17 protein-coding genes are annotated in these 18,283 nt (G+C 52.3%); 7 read left to right on the forward strand and 10 right to left on the reverse strand.

What is annotated here, in order from left to right:
• Positions 1-60 precede the first annotated feature (60 nt).
• A complete protein-coding gene (ppnN, locus tag LOS15_RS05705) occupies positions 61-1,443 on the reverse strand; it encodes a nucleotide 5'-monophosphate nucleosidase PpnN (protein ID WP_317629636.1) in 1,383 nt (460 codons plus the stop codon).
• A gap of 161 nt (positions 1,444-1,604) precedes the next feature.
• On the opposite strand from ppnN, the gene LOS15_RS05710 reads away from it, so the two are divergent.
• Complete coding sequence (locus LOS15_RS05710; protein ID WP_263068713.1) at positions 1,605-2,507, forward strand: LysR family transcriptional regulator; 903 nt, start codon at positions 1,605-1,607, stop codon at positions 2,505-2,507.
• A 42-nt stretch (positions 2,508-2,549) separates the two neighbouring features.
• Here the strand turns inward: LOS15_RS05710 and gcvP are convergent, their stop codons facing one another.
• Both gcvP and gcvH read right to left on the reverse strand, forming a co-directional pair.
• Positions 2,550-5,444 (reverse strand): aminomethyl-transferring glycine dehydrogenase, encoded by a 2,895-nt coding sequence (gene gcvP, locus LOS15_RS05715; protein ID WP_263068714.1) that lies wholly within the window; start codon positions 5,442-5,444, stop codon positions 2,550-2,552.
• Positions 5,445-5,535: 91 nt separating this feature from the next.
• Complete coding sequence (gene gcvH, locus LOS15_RS05720; RefSeq protein WP_263068715.1) at positions 5,536-5,925, reverse strand: glycine cleavage system protein GcvH; 390 nt, start codon at positions 5,923-5,925, stop codon at positions 5,536-5,538.
• A gap of 407 nt (positions 5,926-6,332) precedes the next feature.
• Between gcvH and LOS15_RS05725 the strand changes: the two genes are divergently transcribed.
• The gene (locus LOS15_RS05725) at positions 6,333-7,748 is read left to right on the forward strand and encodes an alanine/glycine:cation symporter family protein (protein WP_263068717.1); all 1,416 of its coding nucleotides are present in this window, start codon (positions 6,333-6,335) and stop codon (positions 7,746-7,748) included.
• Between the two features lie 110 nt (positions 7,749-7,858).
• On the forward strand, positions 7,859-8,971 hold the full coding sequence (gene gcvT / locus LOS15_RS05730) for a glycine cleavage system aminomethyltransferase GcvT (protein ID WP_263068719.1): 1,113 nt from the start codon (positions 7,859-7,861) through the stop codon (positions 8,969-8,971).
• A 95-nt stretch (positions 8,972-9,066) separates the two neighbouring features.
• Here gcvT and LOS15_RS05735 read toward each other — a convergent pair whose 3' ends face one another.
• From LOS15_RS05735 to LOS15_RS05745, 3 genes are all read right to left on the reverse strand, one after another.
• On the reverse strand, positions 9,067-10,032 hold the full coding sequence (locus tag LOS15_RS05735; protein ID WP_263068721.1) for a LysM peptidoglycan-binding domain-containing protein: 966 nt from the start codon (positions 10,030-10,032) through the stop codon (positions 9,067-9,069).
• Entirely contained in the window at positions 9,969-10,850 is an 882-nt protein-coding gene (locus tag LOS15_RS05740; RefSeq protein ID WP_263068723.1) for an acyltransferase, read from the reverse strand. Before LOS15_RS05740 ends, LOS15_RS05735 begins: the two co-directional genes overlap by 64 nt.
• A gap of 154 nt (positions 10,851-11,004) precedes the next feature.
• Entirely contained in the window at positions 11,005-11,901 is an 897-nt protein-coding gene (locus tag LOS15_RS05745) for a LysR family transcriptional regulator (RefSeq protein WP_263068725.1), read from the reverse strand.
• Positions 11,902-12,048: 147 nt separating this feature from the next.
• Between LOS15_RS05745 and LOS15_RS05750 the strand changes: the two genes are divergently transcribed.
• Positions 12,049-12,747 (forward strand): CoA transferase subunit A, encoded by a 699-nt coding sequence (locus tag LOS15_RS05750; RefSeq protein WP_263068726.1) that lies wholly within the window; start codon positions 12,049-12,051, stop codon positions 12,745-12,747.
• 108 nt (positions 12,748-12,855) lie between these two features.
• Positions 12,856-13,518, forward strand: a complete 663-nt coding sequence (locus tag LOS15_RS05755; protein WP_263068728.1) for a CoA transferase subunit B — start codon at positions 12,856-12,858, stop codon at positions 13,516-13,518.
• Between the two features lie 46 nt (positions 13,519-13,564).
• On the opposite strand, the gene LOS15_RS05760 is transcribed toward LOS15_RS05755, so the two are convergent.
• On the reverse strand, positions 13,565-14,332 hold the full coding sequence (locus LOS15_RS05760) for a DUF1338 domain-containing protein (RefSeq protein WP_263068729.1): 768 nt from the start codon (positions 14,330-14,332) through the stop codon (positions 13,565-13,567).
• 178 nt (positions 14,333-14,510) lie between these two features.
• Entirely contained in the window at positions 14,511-14,774 is a 264-nt protein-coding gene (locus LOS15_RS05765) for a GrxA family glutaredoxin (protein ID WP_263068731.1), read from the reverse strand.
• Between the two features lie 139 nt (positions 14,775-14,913).
• Here LOS15_RS05765 and hybE point away from each other — a divergent pair, with 139 nt between their 5' ends.
• Both hybE and LOS15_RS05775 read left to right on the forward strand, forming a co-directional pair.
• On the forward strand, positions 14,914-15,339 hold the full coding sequence (gene hybE, locus LOS15_RS05770; protein WP_263068732.1) for a [NiFe]-hydrogenase assembly chaperone HybE: 426 nt from the start codon (positions 14,914-14,916) through the stop codon (positions 15,337-15,339).
• Positions 15,340-15,525: 186 nt separating this feature from the next.
• The gene (locus tag LOS15_RS05775; protein ID WP_263068733.1) at positions 15,526-16,299 is read left to right on the forward strand and encodes a 3-hydroxybutyrate dehydrogenase; all 774 of its coding nucleotides are present in this window, start codon (positions 15,526-15,528) and stop codon (positions 16,297-16,299) included.
• 131 nt (positions 16,300-16,430) lie between these two features.
• Here the strand turns inward: LOS15_RS05775 and LOS15_RS05780 are convergent, their stop codons facing one another.
• Together LOS15_RS05780 and LOS15_RS05785 are read right to left on the reverse strand one after the other, a co-directional pair.
• Complete coding sequence (locus LOS15_RS05780; protein WP_263068734.1) at positions 16,431-16,970, reverse strand: response regulator transcription factor; 540 nt, start codon at positions 16,968-16,970, stop codon at positions 16,431-16,433.
• 36 nt (positions 16,971-17,006) lie between these two features.
• Positions 17,007-18,281: an ATP-binding protein gene (locus LOS15_RS05785; protein WP_263068735.1), complete on the reverse strand. Its 1,275-nt coding sequence runs from the start codon at positions 18,279-18,281 to the stop codon at positions 17,007-17,009.
• Positions 18,282-18,283: the final 2 nt, after the last annotated feature.

The following is an 18,283-nucleotide window of genomic DNA, read 5'->3' on the forward strand; positions in this document are numbered from 1 at the left end:
AAAGGCAGGTAAAGCGTTAGCGCTAAACCTGCCGTTACGTTGTGCTGTATCTGTATGCGATTACTTAAGCACGTAGCAGGGCGTGTAGGGCTGGCCATCCAGTTTCATGCGGCCTTGAGCCACAAAGGAGGTGAGCAGCTCATCTAAGCGCTGCATGAGTTCCGGTTCAGCGGTTAGCTCAAAGGGGCCGTGTGCTTCAATCGCACGAATGCCATCCTCTTTTACGTTGCCTGCCACAATACCTGAAAACGCCCGACGTAAATGGGCGGCCAGCTCATGAGTGGGCTGTTGGCGGTGTAGGGCCAGCCCGCGCATGGCGTCGTGGGTGGGCGTAAACGGTGCCTGAAACTCCCTGGCGATGGTTAAGCGCCAGTTATAGTAAAAGGCATCCTGATGTTTGCGGCGGAAGTCAGTAATTTTATCGATGCCATCGCGCATTCTACGGGCCACTTCCGTGGGGTCGCCGGTAATGATGGTGTAATAGCGGCGGATCTCTTCACCCAGGGTATAAACCAAGAATTCGTCAATTTTCTGGAAGTAGGCTGCTGAATTCGCAGGGCCGGTGAAGATAAGCGGAAAGGGGGTATCGCTGTTGCTGGGATGCAGCAAAATACCGAGTAAATAGAGAATTTCCTCGGCGGTACCGACACCGCCAGGAAAAACAATAATGCCATGGCCAAGACGCACAAACGCTTCAAGGCGCTTCTCGATATCCGGCATGACAACGAGTTCATTAACGATAGGGTTAGGGGCTTCGGCGGCGATGATGCCTGGCTCTGAAATGCCCAGGTAGCGGCCATCTTTACGGCGCTGTTTGGCGTGGGCAACGTTGGCGCCCTTCATCGGGCCTTTCATGGCGCCAGGGCCACAGCCAGTACAAATATCTAAATCGCGAAGGCCCAGATGGTAGCCAACATCTTTCGAATATTCGTACTCTTCCCGGGAGATAGAGTGCCCGCCCCAACACACCACAAGGCTTGGGTCGCGGCCAGGCTTTAAGGTGCCCGCCTTGCGTAAAATGTGAAACACCGCGTTGGTCGTGCCTTCACCGGTATTGAGGTCAAAGCGGTTGTGGTGCTGAATTTCATTGTAAACGTAGACAATGTCGCGAATGACCGCAGAGAGGTGTTCGCGAATACCGCGAATCATACGGCCATCCACAAACGCTTCAGCGGGCGCGTTGGTTAATTTCAGGCGAATGCCTCGGTCTTGCTGCAATACCTCTATATCGAAGTCTTTGTAGGCTTCTAAAATAGCTAAGCTATCATCGGTGGGGCTGCCGCAATTCAGCACCGCTAGCGCGCAACGGCGGAGTAAATCGTGTAAGCCACTTTTAGACGTGCTTTTAAGACGATTGACTTCATGTTGCGAAAGGACTTCTAAGCTTCCTTCGGGGGAGATGATGCTGGAGATTGTTGCGCGTGGCTCAGGCAGTTGCGTCATTAGAATGGCTTTCCCTAGGGGTAAAAAAATCACAATCTGCATACTATCACGCTGTTACGGCCGATTCAGTAGCGCTGACGGTGCGCCCAGCGGGTAGCTGAGTTGTGCTACTCTATGCGGACGTTAAAAGCAGATGATGACTCATAAGATGGCGCTTTATTATGTTTAATGCCGTGTATTTTCGGACATTTATTACGTTAGTGGAAACCGGAAGTTTCACACGAACGGCGCGCCGTTTGGAAATGACTCAGCCAGGGGTTAGCCAGCATATTCGCAAGCTGGAAAGCTACTTAAATAAAACGCTGCTGGAGCGTAAGGGGAGGAGCTTCACGCTTACCGAATCGGGTCGACGCGCTTATGATTACGCGCTAAAGCTGTTTGCTGACCACGAGCAGTTTCGCCACGGCCTAGATGACGACTCCTTAGATAGCGGCGAATGCCGAATTGCATCTCCGGGCAGTGTAGGTTTGATGTTTTACCCTTACATTCTGGGTCAGCAGCAGATGCACCCGAACCTGACCGTTAACTATAGTTTTGCGTTTAATCACGAAATTGTTAACGATTTGCTAGAAGGGCGCTATGACATCGGCATTGTAACCGAGCAGGTCAAGCATCCTGAACTTACCTGCACTCTTTGGCATAAAGAGCCGCTTTGCTTAGTAGTGCCTGCTGACTTTGCGGGCAGTACGCTCTCTGACCTGATGGGGATTGGTTTTCTCAACTACTACGATGGCATTAATCACGCCAATGCGTTGCTGAAGGCGAATTACCCCGATGAGTTCCGCTCGATGACACACTTTCGCCACCAGGGGTTTACCAACGAAGTGAGCATGGTGCTGGATGCTGTGGCCCGAGGGTTGGGGTTTACCGTCGTTTCCCGTTTGGTGCTGGAGACCTCTCCCTGGCAGCGCCAGGTGAAGGCGTTAGCGCTACCTCACGCCATTAGTGAAGTGCTTTACCTATTGCGTCGTCAAGATTCAGTGTTACCCAAGCGCTATGAAAAGCTGCTTAGTGGCTTTCATGAACAGCGCATGCATGAAATTACGCCCCTAGCGCCCGAATAACGGGGCTAGGGGCGTGGGCTTAGATTTTACTCGCTAGCATATTTATGAGCGGTACTCGTCAATGCTGGGGCATGAGCAAATAAGCTGTCGATCACCAAACACGTTGTCTACACGGTTAACTGAAGGCCAGTATTTAGATGCGGCGACGGCTGGTGAAGGGAAGGCGCCTAGCTGACGGTCATAGGGCCGCTGCCAGTCGCTATCCATCACATCTGCTTGCGTGTGAGGGGCGTTGACGAGGGGGTTGTTATCCAGCGGCCACTCGCCTCGCTCGACAGCGTCAATCTCTTCACGAATCGCTATCATGGCATCGCAGAAGCGGTCGATTTCATACAGCGACTCCGACTCGGTCGGCTCAATCATCAGCGTGCCGGGTACCGGGAATGACATGGTGGGCGCGTGGAAGCCGTAATCCATCAAGCGTTTAGCAATATCTTCTTCACTAATGCCCGAGGCGCTTTTGAGTGGGCGAATGTCGATAATACATTCGTGCGCGACGGTGCCATTCTGCCCACGATAGAGAATCGGATACGCATCTTCTAACCGCTTGGCAATATAGTTAGCGTTGAGAATGGCAAGCTCCGTGGCTTCTCGTAGGCCTCGGGCGCCCATCATCTTAATATAGGCCCAAGAGATCGGCAGAATCGAGGCGCTGCCAAATGCCGCCGCTGCGACGGCACCGCTTTCCGGGTTAACCCCATTAATAGGTGTCACCACATGGTTAGACACATAAGGCGCTAAGTGCGCTTTTACGCCAATGGGGCCCATGCCGGGGCCACCGCCGCCGTGGGGAATACAGAACGTTTTGTGCAGATTGAGGTGGGAAACATCGCCACCAAAATCGCCGGGGCGCGTAAGACCAACCTGTGCGTTCATATTGGCGCCATCGACATACACTTGGCCGCCGTGCTGGTGAACGACCTCGCATACTTTGCGTACGTGAGATTCAAACACCCCGTGGGTAGACGGGTAGGTGATCATCACCGCAGAGAGGCGCTCGCTGTACTGTTCGGCCTTGTGGGTTAGGTCAGCCAGGTCGATGTTGCCATTTTGGTCACACTCGACCACCACGACTTCCATGCTGAGCATAGCGGCAGAAGCAGGGTTGGTGCCGTGGGCAGAGCTTGGGATCAAACACACGTCACGGTGGGCTTCACCTTGCGCAGCCTGGTAGCGGCGAATCGCGAGCAGGCCTGCGTACTCGCCTTGTGCGCCTGAGTTAGGCTGCATAGAGATGTGGTCGTAACCAGTGACTTCGACTAGGAAGGCGGCGAGCTCATCAATCATTTGATGATAGCCCGCAACCTGGTCGCGCGGGGCAAACGGGTGTAAGTGTGCAAATGCAGGCCAGGAGACAGGAATCATCTCGCTGGTGGCATTGAGCTTCATGGTGCACGAGCCCAGCGGAATCATTGCATGCGCGAGCGAAAGGTCTTTATTCTCAAGACGCTTTAGATAGCGCAGCATTTCCGTTTCACTGCGATAACGCTTGAACGTTGGGTGCTCAAGGAAAGTGCTTTCACGCTGGTACGCTGAGGGGATGCCGCTGATGCCCTCGCTGACTACCTTTTCATCCAGCGCTGCCACGGAAAGTCCGTGTTCATCACCGAGCAACACGTCAAACAGGGCTGCCACGTCGTGGGCGGTGGTGGTTTCATCCAGGCTGATGCCAACATCGCCGTTAGCGAAGTAGTGCAGGTTGATGTCGTGGGTCATCGCGCGCCCATGGATTTTACCTGCATCTACTTGGGTTAAGCGCAGCGTATCGAACCAGCTGTCGTGAGTAAGCGTAATGCCTGCTTGCTTGAGGCCGACGGCCAGTAGAGTGGTCAAGCGATGTACGCGGCCAGCAATTTTACGAAGCCCTTCAGCGCCGTGATACGTCGCGTAAAAGCCGGCAATATTGGCTAGCAGCGCCTGGGCGGTACAGATATTGGACGTCGCTTTTTCACGACGAATATGCTGCTCGCGGGTTTGCATTGCCATGCGCAGCGCCGTGTTGCCTCGGCTATCTTTTGATACGCCGATAATCCGTCCAGGAATCGAGCGCTTCAGCTTGTCGGACGTGGCAAAAAACGCAGCATGTGGGCCGCCAAAGCCCATGGGAACGCCAAAGCGCTGGGAGCTACCCACCACAATGTCCGCGCCCATTGCGCCCGGCTCTTTCAGTAGCACCAAGCTTAAAAGGTCGGTGGCCACGCACGTCATAATGCCACGTGCTCGGGCTTCTTCTAGCATGGGGCCAAGGTCGCTAATTTCACCACTCGCAGAGGGGTACTGCACTAACGCACCGAAAACATCGTGTTGTGCGAGCGTGGCGGCGGGGCCGCTAATTAGCTCAAAGCCAAAAAATTCGGCGCGGGTTTTTACCACGTCTAGCGTTTGCGGAAAGAGGTCGTCGGCGACAAAAAAGGCATTGGACTTGCTTTTTTTATTGCTACGCTTGCAAAGCGCCATGGCCTCAGCCGCAGCGGTTGCTTCATCCAGCAGTGAGGCGTTCGCCAGCTCCATGCCGGTTAGATCCATGATGACTTGCTGGAAATTAAGCAGACCTTCTAAGCGGCCTTGAGAAATTTCTGGTTGGTAAGGGGTATAAGCGGTATACCAGCCTGGATTTTCCAGCACATTACGCTGAATGACGGCGGGCATGTGTGTGCCGTAATACCCTTGACCGATATAGCTTTTTGCAACTCGGTTTTGGCGTGCGAGCTGGCCTAGGTAATCAAGCGCTTCTGCTTCGCTGCGCGGGTCATCGAGCGCGAGTTCACGGCCAAGACGAATATCGCTGGGCACAGTTTGCTCAATCAGGTCTTCCATGCGCTGCATATTGAGCGCTTTTAACATGGTCGCGACATCGTCGGGGCTCGGCCCGTTATGACGTTTGATAAAAGCATCGTGGTCAGCCAGTTCGGCCAAGCGGCGTGTTTCAATAGGCATGGGTAAGTTCCGGACGTTATGAGAAAACCGTGCAGGGGTATTCGACAAGGGCAATAACAGGCCTACCTTGAGAGGGCAGGCCTACGATGCATTAACTCTCTGCGTTGATCGTTGCTTGGTAGGCGTCGGCGTCTAGCAAGTCATCAAGCGCTTGTTCGCTCAGGCGGACTTTCATTATCCAACCACCTTCATAAGGCGCGTCGTTAACAGTTTCCGGCGCATCCTCTAGAGCGTCATTGACTTCAATCACTTCACCGTCGACCGGTGAGTAAAGATCGGAAGCCGCTTTAACGGACTCAATTACACCAAACTCTTTGCCTTTGCTGAGCGCTTGGCCGACTTCGGGTAGCTCAACAAATACTACGTCACCCAACGCTTCTTGCGCGTGGTCGGTGATGCCAACTGTTACGGTGCCGTCTTGATGATCAAGTACCCATTCATGGCTTTTCGCGTAACGAAGATTAGTAGGAAGATTGCTCATAGTGATTCCCTATACGAAACGGTTGTCTGGACGAGAGCATACTAGCGTTTGTAGTTCGTCTTGGCGACAGCAGCCCTAGCCAGCAGAAGACAGTTTTTCCTATGTTACCGTGTTTCTTATCGGAAACAAATTTCTTCAGCGGGGCAGGAAGACAAAATCCGGCACACCGTTTTACACCTTTCAAGCGCTGGTTATAATTTCTAAATGTAGTGACTTTCTCTGTCCAATAACGACATCACCATAGATGTTGACTAGGGAAATGGTGTAAAACATGCAAATCTTGCGTTTTGCGGAGTTAACATGCGCTTTTGCAAGACGCTTGAGTATGGCAACCAACCAACAACGAAGGCAGAACACTGCCTAACACCCATAATAAGTGAGCTAACGAAAAGGGTAAGGAGATACGCGTGGAAACATTAACTAGCCTCCTGGGGGCGATTAACGGCGTAGTTTGGGGCCCGTTAATGCTGATTTTGCTGTTAGGTGTGGGGATCTACCTACAAATTGGCTTAAAACTCATGCCTATTCGCAAGCTGGGTATGGGATTCAAGCTAATGTGGCAAGGGCGCGATGCCAAGCCTAAATCAGCGCCTGGTGAAAAAGCCCCTGAAAAAGATAGCGACAGCGGCGAAATCTCCCCCTTTAACGCACTGATGACGGCCCTATCGGCCACTATCGGAACGGGTAACATTGCCGGTGTTGCTACCGCTATTGCTCTTGGTGGTCCAGGTGCGGTTTTTTGGATGTGGATTACCGCGCTGGTAGGTATGGCAACAAAGTTTTCCGAGGCGGTGTTGGCGGTTCGTTATCGTGAGACCGATAGCACCGGCTACCACGTTGGTGGGCCGATGTTTTATATCAAAAACGGCCTAGGCAAAAAGTGGCTGTGGCTTGGCGGATTGTTCTCATTTTTTGGTGCTATCGCGGCATTTGGTATTGGTAACACGGTGCAGTCAAACTCAGTGGCCGATGCCATGGATGCAACGTTCGGTGTGCCTCACTGGCTGACAGGCATCATCATCATGGTGCTTGCGGGTGCGGTGATTCTGGGCGGCATTAAGCGAATTGCTAAAGTAGCCGGTAAGCTTGTACCGATTATGGGTATTGCTTACGTGATCGCTGGTTTGCTGGTGTTGGTTGTGAATGCTAGCCAAATTGGTGACGCGTTTGGGCTGATTTTCTATTATGCCTTCAACCCCATCGCGGCGGCAGGTGGTTTTGCAGGGGCTGCGGTTATGGCCGCGATTCGTTTTGGTGTGGCGCGGGGTATTTTCTCCAACGAAGCGGGTCTGGGGAGCGCACCTATTGCCCACGCAGCTGCAAAAACCAAGAACCCGGTACGCCAAGGGCTGATTGCCATGCTGGGTACGTTTATCGATACCATTATGGTATGTACGATTACGGCCCTGGTCATTTTGACGTCGACCGTATGGACTGAAGGTGAAGCCGGTGCATCACTGACTGCGCTTTCATTTGATGCGGCGCTGCCTGGATTTGGTAACCAAATCGTTGCCGTGGCGCTGGCCGTATTTGCGTTTACCACCATTTTGGGCTGGTCGTTTTATGGAGAAAAATGCTGCCAGTTCCTGTTTGGTACGAGCTCAATTATGCTATATCGTGTGCTCTTTGTGCTGGCCATTCCGCTGGGCGCTATTGCGCAGTTGGGCTTTATCTGGCTGATGGCCGATACGTTTAATGCGTTAATGGCTATTCCGAACTTGATTGCTTTGGCCCTGCTGTCGCCAGTGGTATTCAAATTAACCAAGGATTACTTTGCCGGTAAAGACGTACTGCCTGGTGAAGCGCTGGATCATGATAAATAGCGTTTAGCACATCATTAAGATGCAATGACGCGCTATTCTGTTATCACTATCTGTAGAGTCGGGAAGCCAGCGATTGGCTTCCCGTTTCTTTTTAAGACCGAGGAAATCCCATGACAGACCTTAAACATACGCCGCTTCATACGTTACACACCAAGTTGGGTGCCAAAATGGTGCCCTTTGCTGGCTACGATATGCCGGTACAGTATCCGTTAGGCGTAAAAAAAGAGCATGAGCATACTCGCCAGCGGTGCGGTTTGTTTGATGTGTCTCACATGGGGCAAATTTTGGTCTCTGGCCAGGACGTGGCAAGCGCATTAGAGACCCTGATACCGGCTGATTTAGTAGCATTAAAGCAAGGTGAGCAGCGCTACGGGCTTTTCACCAGTACCGACGGCGGCATTATCGATGATCTGATGGTGGTCAATGCAGGCGATCATTTTTATCTCGTGGTCAATGCCGCTTGCAAAGACCAGGATATCGCTCACCTGCGTACCAACCTAGGCGCGACCCATAAAATTGAGGTGGTTGATCGGGGGCTGTTGGCGTTACAAGGGCCAGAAGCTCGCGATGTCATGGCGCGCCTCTGTCCGAAAGCCTGCGAACTGATATTTATGCAGCATGGCCGGTTCACGTTAGCAGGCCAGGAAGTCTGGATCAGCCGTAGTGGCTATACGGGTGAAGATGGTTTTGAAATTTCCGTGGCCCGTGAAGGTTGTGAAGCCCTTGCTGAGCAGCTGTTAGCTGAGCCAGAGGTGGAAGCAATTGGCCTTGGCGCGCGCGATTCACTGCGCTTAGAAGCGGGCCTATGCCTTTATGGCCACGATATGGATCTTGAGACGACCCCGGTCGAAGCAGGTCTGATTTGGGCTATCGCAAAACCACGTCGTCACGGTGGCGAACGTCCTGCAGGCTTTCCAGGCGCTGACGTTATTCTGCATCAGGTAGATGCTAAAGATCATCAGCGCAAGCGAGTTGGCTTAGTGGCAGAGGGACGCGCGCCTGTGCGAGAAGGCAGTGTGTTAGTTGATGAAGCGGGCAACGAAATAGGTGTTGTGACATCGGGTGGTTTCGGGCCTAGCGTAGGCAAACCGGTAGCACTTGGCTATGTGAAACGGGAATGGGAGGCGCCAGAGAGCGTTGTGTATGCGCTGGTGCGCGGTAAGCAGTTGCCCATGACCGTCGCCAAAACGCCTTTTGTGAAGCCCGGGTACTATCGCGGCTAAAAGGCCATGATTGCTTATAAGTTCTTATAAAAAGTTAACGGTAAAAAGCCCCTGACCATTCAGGGGCTTTTGCGTGGCATCTACGAATATACTGGTTATCGTAAGACCTGACGCGGGTCGATAGGTTTGCCTCCCTGGCGCAGATCAAATAGCAGGTCATAACGTTGAGTTGAGCTGCTTTGTCCAACCTCGCATAGAGGGTCTCCCGTGCTTACCTGCTGACCTACTTGAACGATAATACGCTCGCAGAGTGCATAAACCGTTTGCAGATTACCGGCGTGGTGGACAATCACCACGTCGCCGAGCTGGCGCATACTATCAGCAAAGCGGACTTCTCCTGGGGCGACGGCTTTCGCCGTTGCGCCTTCTTGTGTCGCTAGCAGCATGGGTTGAAGCGTGCCGCGGCTATCCGCACCGAAGCGCCGTACAATACGGTAGTCCTCTAACGGCCACGGCCAGCGCCTTGCCGAGGCGGGCAAGCTGGTGCTTGGTGTGGGTGAGGATGGAGCGGCGGCCGGTGTGCTGCTGCTACTGGCGCGGCTGCTTCTACCACCGCTACTTCCACCGCTACTGGTGAGTGGCACACTGATGATTTGACCAATGCGCAACCCCGTTGCAGGGGTGCTCGAGTTCGCGCTTTGTAGGCGACCAGAAGTAGTGCCAAAATGACGAGCAATGCTGGAGTAGGTATCGCCTGCTCGGATTTGGTAGCGGTAGGGGCCGCCGGAAGGAGCACGTTCTTGTTGCGTCGGTATCAGCAGACGGTGGCCAACGTTCAATCGTGGTGCTGATACGCCTGGGTTAAAGCGTTCAAGACGCTCCAGGGGAACATTTGCCCGCGCGGCCAGCCCTGCTAACGTGTCACCACGCTGTACCTCAAGCCATCGTCCATTGATGTGACTTGCACTGCTTGTTGCAGGAACGCGCTCTGTTGATGTGCTAGGGCTGGCGCAACCTGCCAGCCAACTCACTATCAAGCAGACCCCTAACGTGAGGGTTAGTCGTGATCGGTTTGGGTGCCAAGCAAGGTATCTTTTTCCTGCCAGAGTGAGTTGATCCATGCGTGGAAGCGTTCCTTGTGCTGCGGTTCTTGGTAATAGTTGGCATTAAGCATCCATTCGGGAACAGCCAGCTGCCTTGCTTCAAGGGTAATGGGAGCCTCTTTACCACATAGAAATCCCCAAAACGTGGGTGACGGGTTCTGATAGCTGATGGTTACGTCAAGAATACCATCCAATTGGTCGCCTAGCAGGCTAATTACCTGGGCAATGCCACCGGCCTTCGGCCTTAATAAATGCTGGAAAGGACTTTGTTGCGCTTCCCTTTTCGCCACGGTGAAACGCGTCCCTTCGACAAAATTCAAAATTGTAATAGGTGCGTTACGCGCCTGCCGGCAAATGCGCTCGGTTGATTCACGGTCAATGGTGGCAAGCTTAGGGTTTTTGGCAATCTGTTCACGGCTAAAGCGACGCATAAATGGAAATTCCAGTGCCCAAAATGCGAGCCCTACAATTGGTATCCATATAAGTTGATGTTTTAAGAAAAAGCGTGGCAGCGGAATCCGTCGGTGCAGCGCCATGAACAGAATGAAAATATCGGTCCAGCTTCGGTGATTTGAAACGACTAGCCACCACTGTTCTGTGCTTAGGGTGTTCGGTATATGTAGGGTTAGGTTGGGCTTTAACCAACGCCGCATCCACCAAAGATTAAGGCCTATCCAATTTTGCGCTACAGCGCAAAGGTGGTTCAGCAGCCACTCTTTGCGGTGACGACCAGGTGCTATGACTTTAGCAAGTGTGAGTAGAATGAGGGGAACTCCCCAAAAAAGCGTGCTGATGACCAGCAATAAAACGCTGACTATTCCTTTCAAAATAGGCATACCGCATATCCTCGATACAAATTCTTGTTCAGCGTTCTGTCTGTGAGTACGCCTTTAGCCTGAATGCTAAAGGATCAAAGCCATACTGCCCAGCTTAGCTGCTCACTATTGTACGGGTAAGGTGTTTTATGGGGTTTACTCATACCATGCGTGTTCATAGCGCTGCAGCCAGGGAGGGGGCTTTAACGCTCTCAAGTAGTACTTTGCGTAAGGCGTAAGCGGCGGCGGATAGTTCCTGTTGAGTAAGTATCCCTACGCGGCAGGCAATGCTTGGGCTATTGAGGGGAACGCAGCAAGCACCTAACGCCTGCATTTGCTCAATGCACATAGAGGGTACGGCGCTCACGCCTAATCCTTCAGCGACCATTTTACCCACGGTGGAGAGCTGATGACTTTCAAAGGCGACAGGCAAATCAATGTGGCGCTTTCCCAGTTCTTGCTCTAGCAGGCGGCGTACCATCGACGGGCGCTGAAGCGTGATGAAGTCGTCCTGCAACAGCGTATCCCATGAAAGGCTGCTAGCCTGTAAAGGGGAGTGCGGCGGCACGACTGCGACAAACTCATCCTCAAATAGCGGCGTAAATGTCAGGCTATTGGCACCCTCTGGTGAGAACGCGATACCTATTTCGACTTGGCGGGAGCGCACCATGTCGATAACTTCTTCGTTGATGACATCGTGAACGGTAACGTTGATTTTTGGGTATTGCTGGCGAAACTTGACCAGAGCGCCGGGCAGCAGGTTGCAGGCAAACGATGGCATGGCGGCGACACTCAAACGCCCTAGCTGAAGCGTGAAGCGCTGGCGCAAGCGCTCTTCGGTATTGTCCCATTGCGCGAGCAGGTGCTTTGCAAGGGGAAGCAAAGTCTCTCCTTCGGGGGTCAGTCTTACGCTTCGGGTGCTGCGGATCAACAGCTTACCGCCAAGTGAATCTTCTAAGCCTTTGATAGCAAGGCTTAACGCGGGCTGGGAAAGGTGTAGGTGCTCGCAGGCATGAGTAAAGCTCAAGGTTTGGGCGACAGTAAGAAACGCGCGCAGCTGTTTGACGGTCATAAGGGCTCTTTTATAAATTATTCAAATAAATTGATAAGAAAAACAAACTTAACAAATATATCATCTAGTACAACACTGGCACTATCGCGTAAGCAGCATCCATAGAGTCTGCTTGATGTACCACCGACAATAATGAGAGGCATAACCATGGCAGGATTCGATAAGCGCGTGGCTTCCTACGAGGAGGCAATGGAAGGCATTCAGGATGGAATGACCGTAATTGCAGGCGGTTTTGGCCTGTGCGGTATTCCTGAGAACCTGATTGCTGAAATTAAACGCCGAGGTGTCAAAGACCTCTCCGTTGTGTCCAATAACTGTGGAGTGGATGGCTTTGGATTGGGGCTGCTGCTTGAGGATCGCCAGATAAGTAAGATTTTTGCCTCTTATGTTGGCGAAAACGCGATGTTTGAACAGCAGATGCTCAACGATGAAATTGACGTAGTGCTAACACCTCAAGGCACTCTGGCAGAAAAAATGCGCGCAGGCGGCGCGGGAATCCCCGCTTTTTACACCGCAACGGGCTACGGCACGCCGATTGGTGAAGGCAAAGAGGTGCGCGAGTTTAACGGTCGTCACTACATTTTAGAAGAAGCTATCGTTGGGGATTTCGCTATTGTAAAAGGTTGGAAAGCGGATCGTTATGGCAATGTCATGTATCGCCATACGGCGCAAAACTTTAATCCAATGGCAGCCACCGCAGGAAAAATCACCGTAGTGGAAGTTGAGGAAATTGTTGAGCCAGGCGAGTTGGAGCCAAGCCAAATCCACACACCCGGTATTTATGTGGATCGCATCATTCAAGGTTCTTTCGAGAAGCGTATTGAGAAGCGAACCGTGCGCAGTTAATCGCGTGCTGCTTTTTTAATTGCGTGCGATCCCGGTTAAGGGGCATGCAATGTTTACGCAATGACTCAATTCGATAATTCTCACATTATTCACTACGAGGTAAGCACCATGGCTTTAACACGTGAACAGATGGCTCAGCGCGTTGCTCGCGAACTTGAAGATGGTTTCTACGTCAACCTAGGTATAGGTATCCCTACGCTAGTTGCCAACTATGTACCTGACGGTATTGATGTCATGCTGCAGTCAGAGAATGGCTTGCTCGGCATGGGGCGCTTTCCGACGGAGGAAGAGGTCGACCCGGATATGATTAATGCCGGTAAGCAAACGGTTACTGCAAGACCCGGCGCAGCGATTTTTTCGTCGGCAGAATCGTTTGCCATGATTCGCGGTGGTCATGTGGATCTAACCGTACTAGGGGCTTTTGAGGTCGATCAGGAAGGCAATATTGCCTCGTGGATGGTGCCTGGCAAATTGATAAAAGGTATGGGAGGCGCCATGGACTTGGTGGCAGGCGCTGAAAATATAATCTGTACCATGACGCATGCGTCCAAACACGGTGAATCAAAACTCCTTGAGAAGTGCACACTGCCGTTAACCGGCGCGGGTTGTATTAATCGCGTTCTTACCGATCTCGCTTATCTTGAGATTAAAGATGGCGCCTTTATCTTGAAAGAGCGTGCACCGGGTGTGAGCGTTGAAGAGATCATAGAGAAAACCGCCGGAAAGCTAATTGTTCCCGATAACGTACCAGAAATGACCTTTGACGAGTAACGTTGCGTTTGTTGGCTGATGAGAAGGCGTGGGCTATGTTGCGTGCTCACGCCATTTCGCAGCGAGTATGGAAAGGCAGTAATATCTCCGCCACTCGCTCATGGTCATCATCCAGATGCTTTTGTATTAAGGCGAGGCCGCCAAGGCAAAGCCTATGCTCATCACCGTCTCCAAAGGCTATTTTCTGAGGCATCGCGGGATAAAAGCGGTGGAGCAACATCGAAGAGACAGGAAATACGCCATTTTGCTGACTGTCGATACTGGGCATACCCGCCGTGGCTAGCTGTGCATCAAGTATTTCAAGCGGATTGCCGAGGGTAGTGCAATCATAACCTGCATGATGCAGGCGCGGACCCATGACAGCTAGCCATGCCGCAAGTGGATGAGCAGCTTGAAGTTGCTGGTACAGTGCCCATGAGGGCATTGGCCAGGGGCGGCCGCGACAAAGCAAATTATGGCCTTTGCAATCTTCAGGATGGCTTTGAGCTACAAGAAGCGTGAGTGCCTCTCTCGGCGCTTTAGCAAGGGTGCCCAACTGTAGCTCTGCCAATATTAGCCAGCTACCGCTGTCGTTAGGAGCGAGCAGGTGGATGAGCATCCCTTTATCTGCCATGGCGTAATGCCCAACAGAGCGGTAACCCATATGTGCCAGCTTCGCCCCCAGTGCATTTGCGGAAAAGGGGCCGTGATTGAGGGTAACTAGGGTTAAGTATTCCGCTGGAACCGTTAATGGCCACAGCCGCAGAGCCCCTAAGTCGGGGTGGGTGTGGATGTAGTCAAGCCACAGCTGCTGAACAAACTCCTCTCGCTGCATGGGGTAACCTCGCCGCCTATCGCTGGCCCGTGTGGGGTGAGCTTTTTCAAGCGTTCAGTATAGGCAAGCAAGGATAGAGAGCGTTCAACGGCTGTTAACGGCATTTTTAACGCCGGGGCTGAGAAGCCAAAAGCTAAGAATTCAAAAGCTAGGAATTCAAGAACTAAGAATTCAACAATTAAGAAGCCAAAAGCTGTTTATTACGCACGAAGTGATCAAATTCGGTGAAGCCACCAATGTGCTGCTGGTCGACAAATATTTGCGGAACAGTATGGATAGGTTTACCTGCTGTTTTTGCAATATCTTCTTTAGTGACGCCCTCTGAAGGCATGTCTACATAGCGATAGCCTTGTATCTTACCTGTGTTTTCCAGGTAATCCGCCAATTGCTTGGCGCGTACGCAAAAAGGGCAAGACATACGACCAAAAATAACCACAAACATGAGCATCACTCCTCTAAACTGCGGCGTTTCGTTAATAAATTACCGCCATTGTGGCGTAGCTCAGAGGTTTTCGCCAATAGTGCCACACTACGTTGACCATTGAGGTGCGTTATCGGTGTCGTTTGCTCTAGGAGAGAGGATGCAAAGTTTGACTCCCCAGCAGTATCAGTACTTAGCGGCATTGGCGCAGGCGTATCGAGATGTTCACTTACGTCTCATCAAAGGCACTAGCCACTATAACCCCCGTTTAGGCGTCGATGCGTTGTGTTTTGAACCGCTTAACGCGAAGGCAAATGGTGCTTCGCTGCTAGTAGGGGCACTGTTTACCCCCTGTGAGCTTTGGCTAGTGGTAGTTCCTGAGCAGGCTATGCTTACGGCTCCTTTGGACGAAACGCTGTCGCTTGAACTGCCCTCAGGGCACTATCGTCTAGACCTCGAACGGCTGCCTGGCGGCTATGACATCTATAAGCGACGCATTTTAGACGACTTGAGCGATCTTGAAAGCATGCAAGATGCCGCTCGACTAGCGCAGCAGATGATGTCACGTTTGATGGCGCGGACATAAAAGCGGCAGGTGGCGCAGTTGATGTAATAGGCGCCAGTACGCGTAATCGTTACGTTGAGTGTGAGTAGGCATGACACGGCAGTAGGGTGTCAGGTTTTAAATTCGCTATGTTTAGATGGCTTGTGTAAAAAAGCGTTTTTAAGCGTTACGTTTTCAACATCGAATTATTCACAAAAGGAAATGCTAATGAGTTCTCAAACAGCCGCAACCCCTCGTGTTGCCGTGGTGACCGGTACTACTACAGGTATTGGCGCAGCCGTCGTGAAGCACTTTTGCGAGCTGGGTCACCAAGTGTTGGCGGTAGATTTTAACCCTAAAGGTCAGGAGGTGGCAGATGCGGCTGGCGCGGCGTTTTATCAGGCTGACCTGACCGACCCCGAAGCATGTCGGGGTGCCATTGCAGAAGCAGTGAAGCGCTTTGGTGGTGTCGATATTTTAGTGAATAACGCGGGCATTCAGCACGTTGCGTCTATTGAAACGTTTCCCGAAGAGAAATGGCGTCAAATCATCGATCTAATGCTCACGGCGCCTTTTATTCTCACTCAAGCAGCCTGGCCCTCTATGCGTGAAAAAGGCTGGGGGCGGATTATCAATATTGCTTCCATCCATGCCCACGTGGCATCACCGGGCAAGTCTGCGTACGTAAGTGCTAAGCATGGCATGATGGGGCTAACCAAAACGGCTGCACTGGAAGGCGGGGAGCAGGGGATTACCGCTAACGCGATTTGCCCTGCCTATGTGAGAACGCCGTTGGTCGATAATCAAATCGCCGATCAAGCCAAGCTGCACAATATGGATGAGCAAGAGGTGATTGAAAACATCATGCTTAAGAATGCTGCGGTCAAGCGTTTAATCGAACCGGCTGAAGTGGCACAGATGGTGGCGTATCTGGCTTCGGATGCTGCCGGAGCGGTCACCGGGTCAAGCTGGAATATTGATTTGGGTTGGACAGCCCACTAACGCTGTTTTCCCCTGTTACTGCTGATGGTTCTCGTCCTGAAACGTTGCGTGAAGGGCGTAGGTAGCAGGGGAAGGTTTTCTGCGCCACACAATTTTCATCAACCCATTGTTAATTTTATTTTGTACTAGCGTTAGCGGCGAACCGGGCGCTTTTGTAATTTGCGCTGCAGAGTGCGCCGGTGCATGCCTAGTGCGCGGGCCGTAGCTGAAATGTTGCCATCATGCTCTTGGAGTACTTTTTGGATGTGCTCCCAGGTAATACGGTTAATCGAAGGTGGGTTGTCTGCCAGCTGGATATTGGGGTCACCTTCTTGCTGTTCAAACGCATGGATCACGTCATCGGCGTCAGCAGGTTTACAGAGGTAGTTGACGGCTCCCAGTTTTATCGCTTCGACAGCGGTAGCAATACTGGAGTACCCGGTAAGCACTACAACACGGCAGTGGGGAACGGTAGTAAGCAGGTCAGGGAGCAGTTTGAGTCCTGAACTGTGTTCAAGTTTTAGATCCAACGTTGCCATCGTTGGTAAAAATTGTGCGGCTATTGTGAGTGCCTGATCGGCATCGTGGGCCACCATTACTTCAAAGCCACGGCGGGTAAGTGCTCGGTTTAATACATGGCAAAACATTTCATCGTCATCAACGATTAGAAGGCGTTGCTCGTGGGTCTGCATGATGTCCTCGATGTTGCTGCGGCTGCCATGCCGCTGTTACCTATCTGGGGCGGAGCAGCGCGGAAGTGTTACTTCCGTTAATGTGCCGCCTTCAGGGTGATTGTACAGTCTAACGCCTCCACCCAGGCGGTTAATCGTGGCATGGGTTAAAAACAATCCAATGCCCATACCCTTGCTCTTTGTTGAGATGAAGGTATCCCCCAGTTGATCAGCAATAGACATGGCAATGCCGGGGCCATGATCGCGGATATCGATAATAACGCTCTCTTCCTGCCAGTCTAGCCGGATGGCAATCTTCTCTGGATTGGCATCAGCGGCGTTGTTTAATAAATTGGTGAGGGCTTGGTCAAGGGTTGCATCCACGGCAAGCCAGGGGCGTCCACGTCGCTCGGTAACATCAAAGTGATGGCTAACATCGGGTCTGATGACCAGCCAGCGCTGAACGACGCCTGCTAGCCACACTTCCGCATCGAGCACTTCAGGTTCTGCCATACGCCGACGGTCCGCATTGGTCACCAGGTGTTGTAAGCGTGATTTGCATACATCAACTTGCTGGCGCAGTAACGAAATATCTTGCTGAAGCACGCTTCCCGAAGGCGCTTCATCTTGCATCTCTTTAAGTAATACCGCCATGGTAGAGAGGGGAGTGCCTAGTTCGTGGGCTGTGCCCGCCGCTTGGGTCGCCACCGCTAAAACCTGTTCGTTGCGCAGGGCCGATTCTCGGGTAAGCGATAAGGCTTTGTCCCGATTACGCAGCGCGTGCGCCATTTTATAAATAAAAAAAGTCACCAGGCCTGCGGAAAGACCAAAGTTGAGCCACATACCCAGCACATGAAGGCTGAGGGGGCCATCGCTATTGATATGGCCTAATTGTGGAATGGGGTAATAGTAAAACATTAAGAAGGTGTAGCCCGCCATGGAGCAGGCGGCCACTGCCCAGGCATGGCGCCAAGGCAGCGTAGCGGCGGCAATGGTGACCGGTACGAGGTAGTACGTGATAAACGGGTTGGTGGAGCCGCCGGAAAAATAAAATAGCAACGTTAAACCGGCCACGTCCGCCAGTAGGTGGGAAAGGTACTCAATATGCTTGACCGCCCGGGGCCTGCCAAGGCGCCACCAAGTGGCAATATTAAGCACGCCCATTGCAATAACGACACCAACGACCGCTGTCACCGGCAGATCAAAGGCTAAGAATTCGATGCCGACAATAATCGCTAGTAAAAAGCCGGTCCATGTAATGCCGCGAACAATGGTTAACCGGACAAGATTGCGGTTGGGCGTTGATAGAGGCAGAGGGAGTGCGGTCGGCATGG

Origin of the sequence: Halomonas sp. 7T (genome assembly GCF_025643255.1) — a bacterium.
Taxonomy (GTDB): domain Bacteria; phylum Pseudomonadota; class Gammaproteobacteria; order Pseudomonadales; family Halomonadaceae; genus Vreelandella.

Bases quoted from the DNA above. Each gene is read 5' to 3' on its own strand.
- ppnN (WP_317629636.1), bottom strand. From the start codon at position 1,443: ATGACGCAACTGCCTGAGCCACGCGCAACAATCTCCAGCATCATCTCC.
- LOS15_RS05710 (WP_263068713.1), top strand. From the start codon at position 1,605: ATGTTTAATGCCGTGTATTTTCGGACATTTATTACGTTAGTGGAAACC.
- gcvP (WP_263068714.1), bottom strand. From the start codon at position 5,444: ATGCCTATTGAAACACGCCGCTTGGCCGAACTGGCTGACCACGATGCT.
- gcvH (WP_263068715.1), bottom strand. From the start codon at position 5,925: ATGAGCAATCTTCCTACTAATCTTCGTTACGCGAAAAGCCATGAATGG.
- gcvT (WP_263068719.1), top strand. From the start codon at position 7,859: ATGACAGACCTTAAACATACGCCGCTTCATACGTTACACACCAAGTTG.
- LOS15_RS05735 (WP_263068721.1), bottom strand. From the start codon at position 10,032: ATGGATCAACTCACTCTGGCAGGAAAAAGATACCTTGCTTGGCACCCA.
- LOS15_RS05740 (WP_263068723.1), bottom strand. From the start codon at position 10,850: ATGCCTATTTTGAAAGGAATAGTCAGCGTTTTATTGCTGGTCATCAGC.
- LOS15_RS05745 (WP_263068725.1), bottom strand. From the start codon at position 11,901: ATGACCGTCAAACAGCTGCGCGCGTTTCTTACTGTCGCCCAAACCTTG.
- LOS15_RS05750 (WP_263068726.1), top strand. From the start codon at position 12,049: ATGGCAGGATTCGATAAGCGCGTGGCTTCCTACGAGGAGGCAATGGAA.
- LOS15_RS05755 (WP_263068728.1), top strand. From the start codon at position 12,856: ATGGCTTTAACACGTGAACAGATGGCTCAGCGCGTTGCTCGCGAACTT.
- LOS15_RS05760 (WP_263068729.1), bottom strand. From the start codon at position 14,332: ATGCAGCGAGAGGAGTTTGTTCAGCAGCTGTGGCTTGACTACATCCAC.
- LOS15_RS05765 (WP_263068731.1), bottom strand. From the start codon at position 14,774: ATGTTTGTGGTTATTTTTGGTCGTATGTCTTGCCCTTTTTGCGTACGC.
- hybE (WP_263068732.1), top strand. From the start codon at position 14,914: ATGCAAAGTTTGACTCCCCAGCAGTATCAGTACTTAGCGGCATTGGCG.
- LOS15_RS05775 (WP_263068733.1), top strand. From the start codon at position 15,526: ATGAGTTCTCAAACAGCCGCAACCCCTCGTGTTGCCGTGGTGACCGGT.
- LOS15_RS05780 (WP_263068734.1), bottom strand. From the start codon at position 16,970: ATGCAGACCCACGAGCAACGCCTTCTAATCGTTGATGACGATGAAATG.
- LOS15_RS05785 (WP_263068735.1), bottom strand. From the start codon at position 18,281: ATGCCGACCGCACTCCCTCTGCCTCTATCAACGCCCAACCGCAATCTT.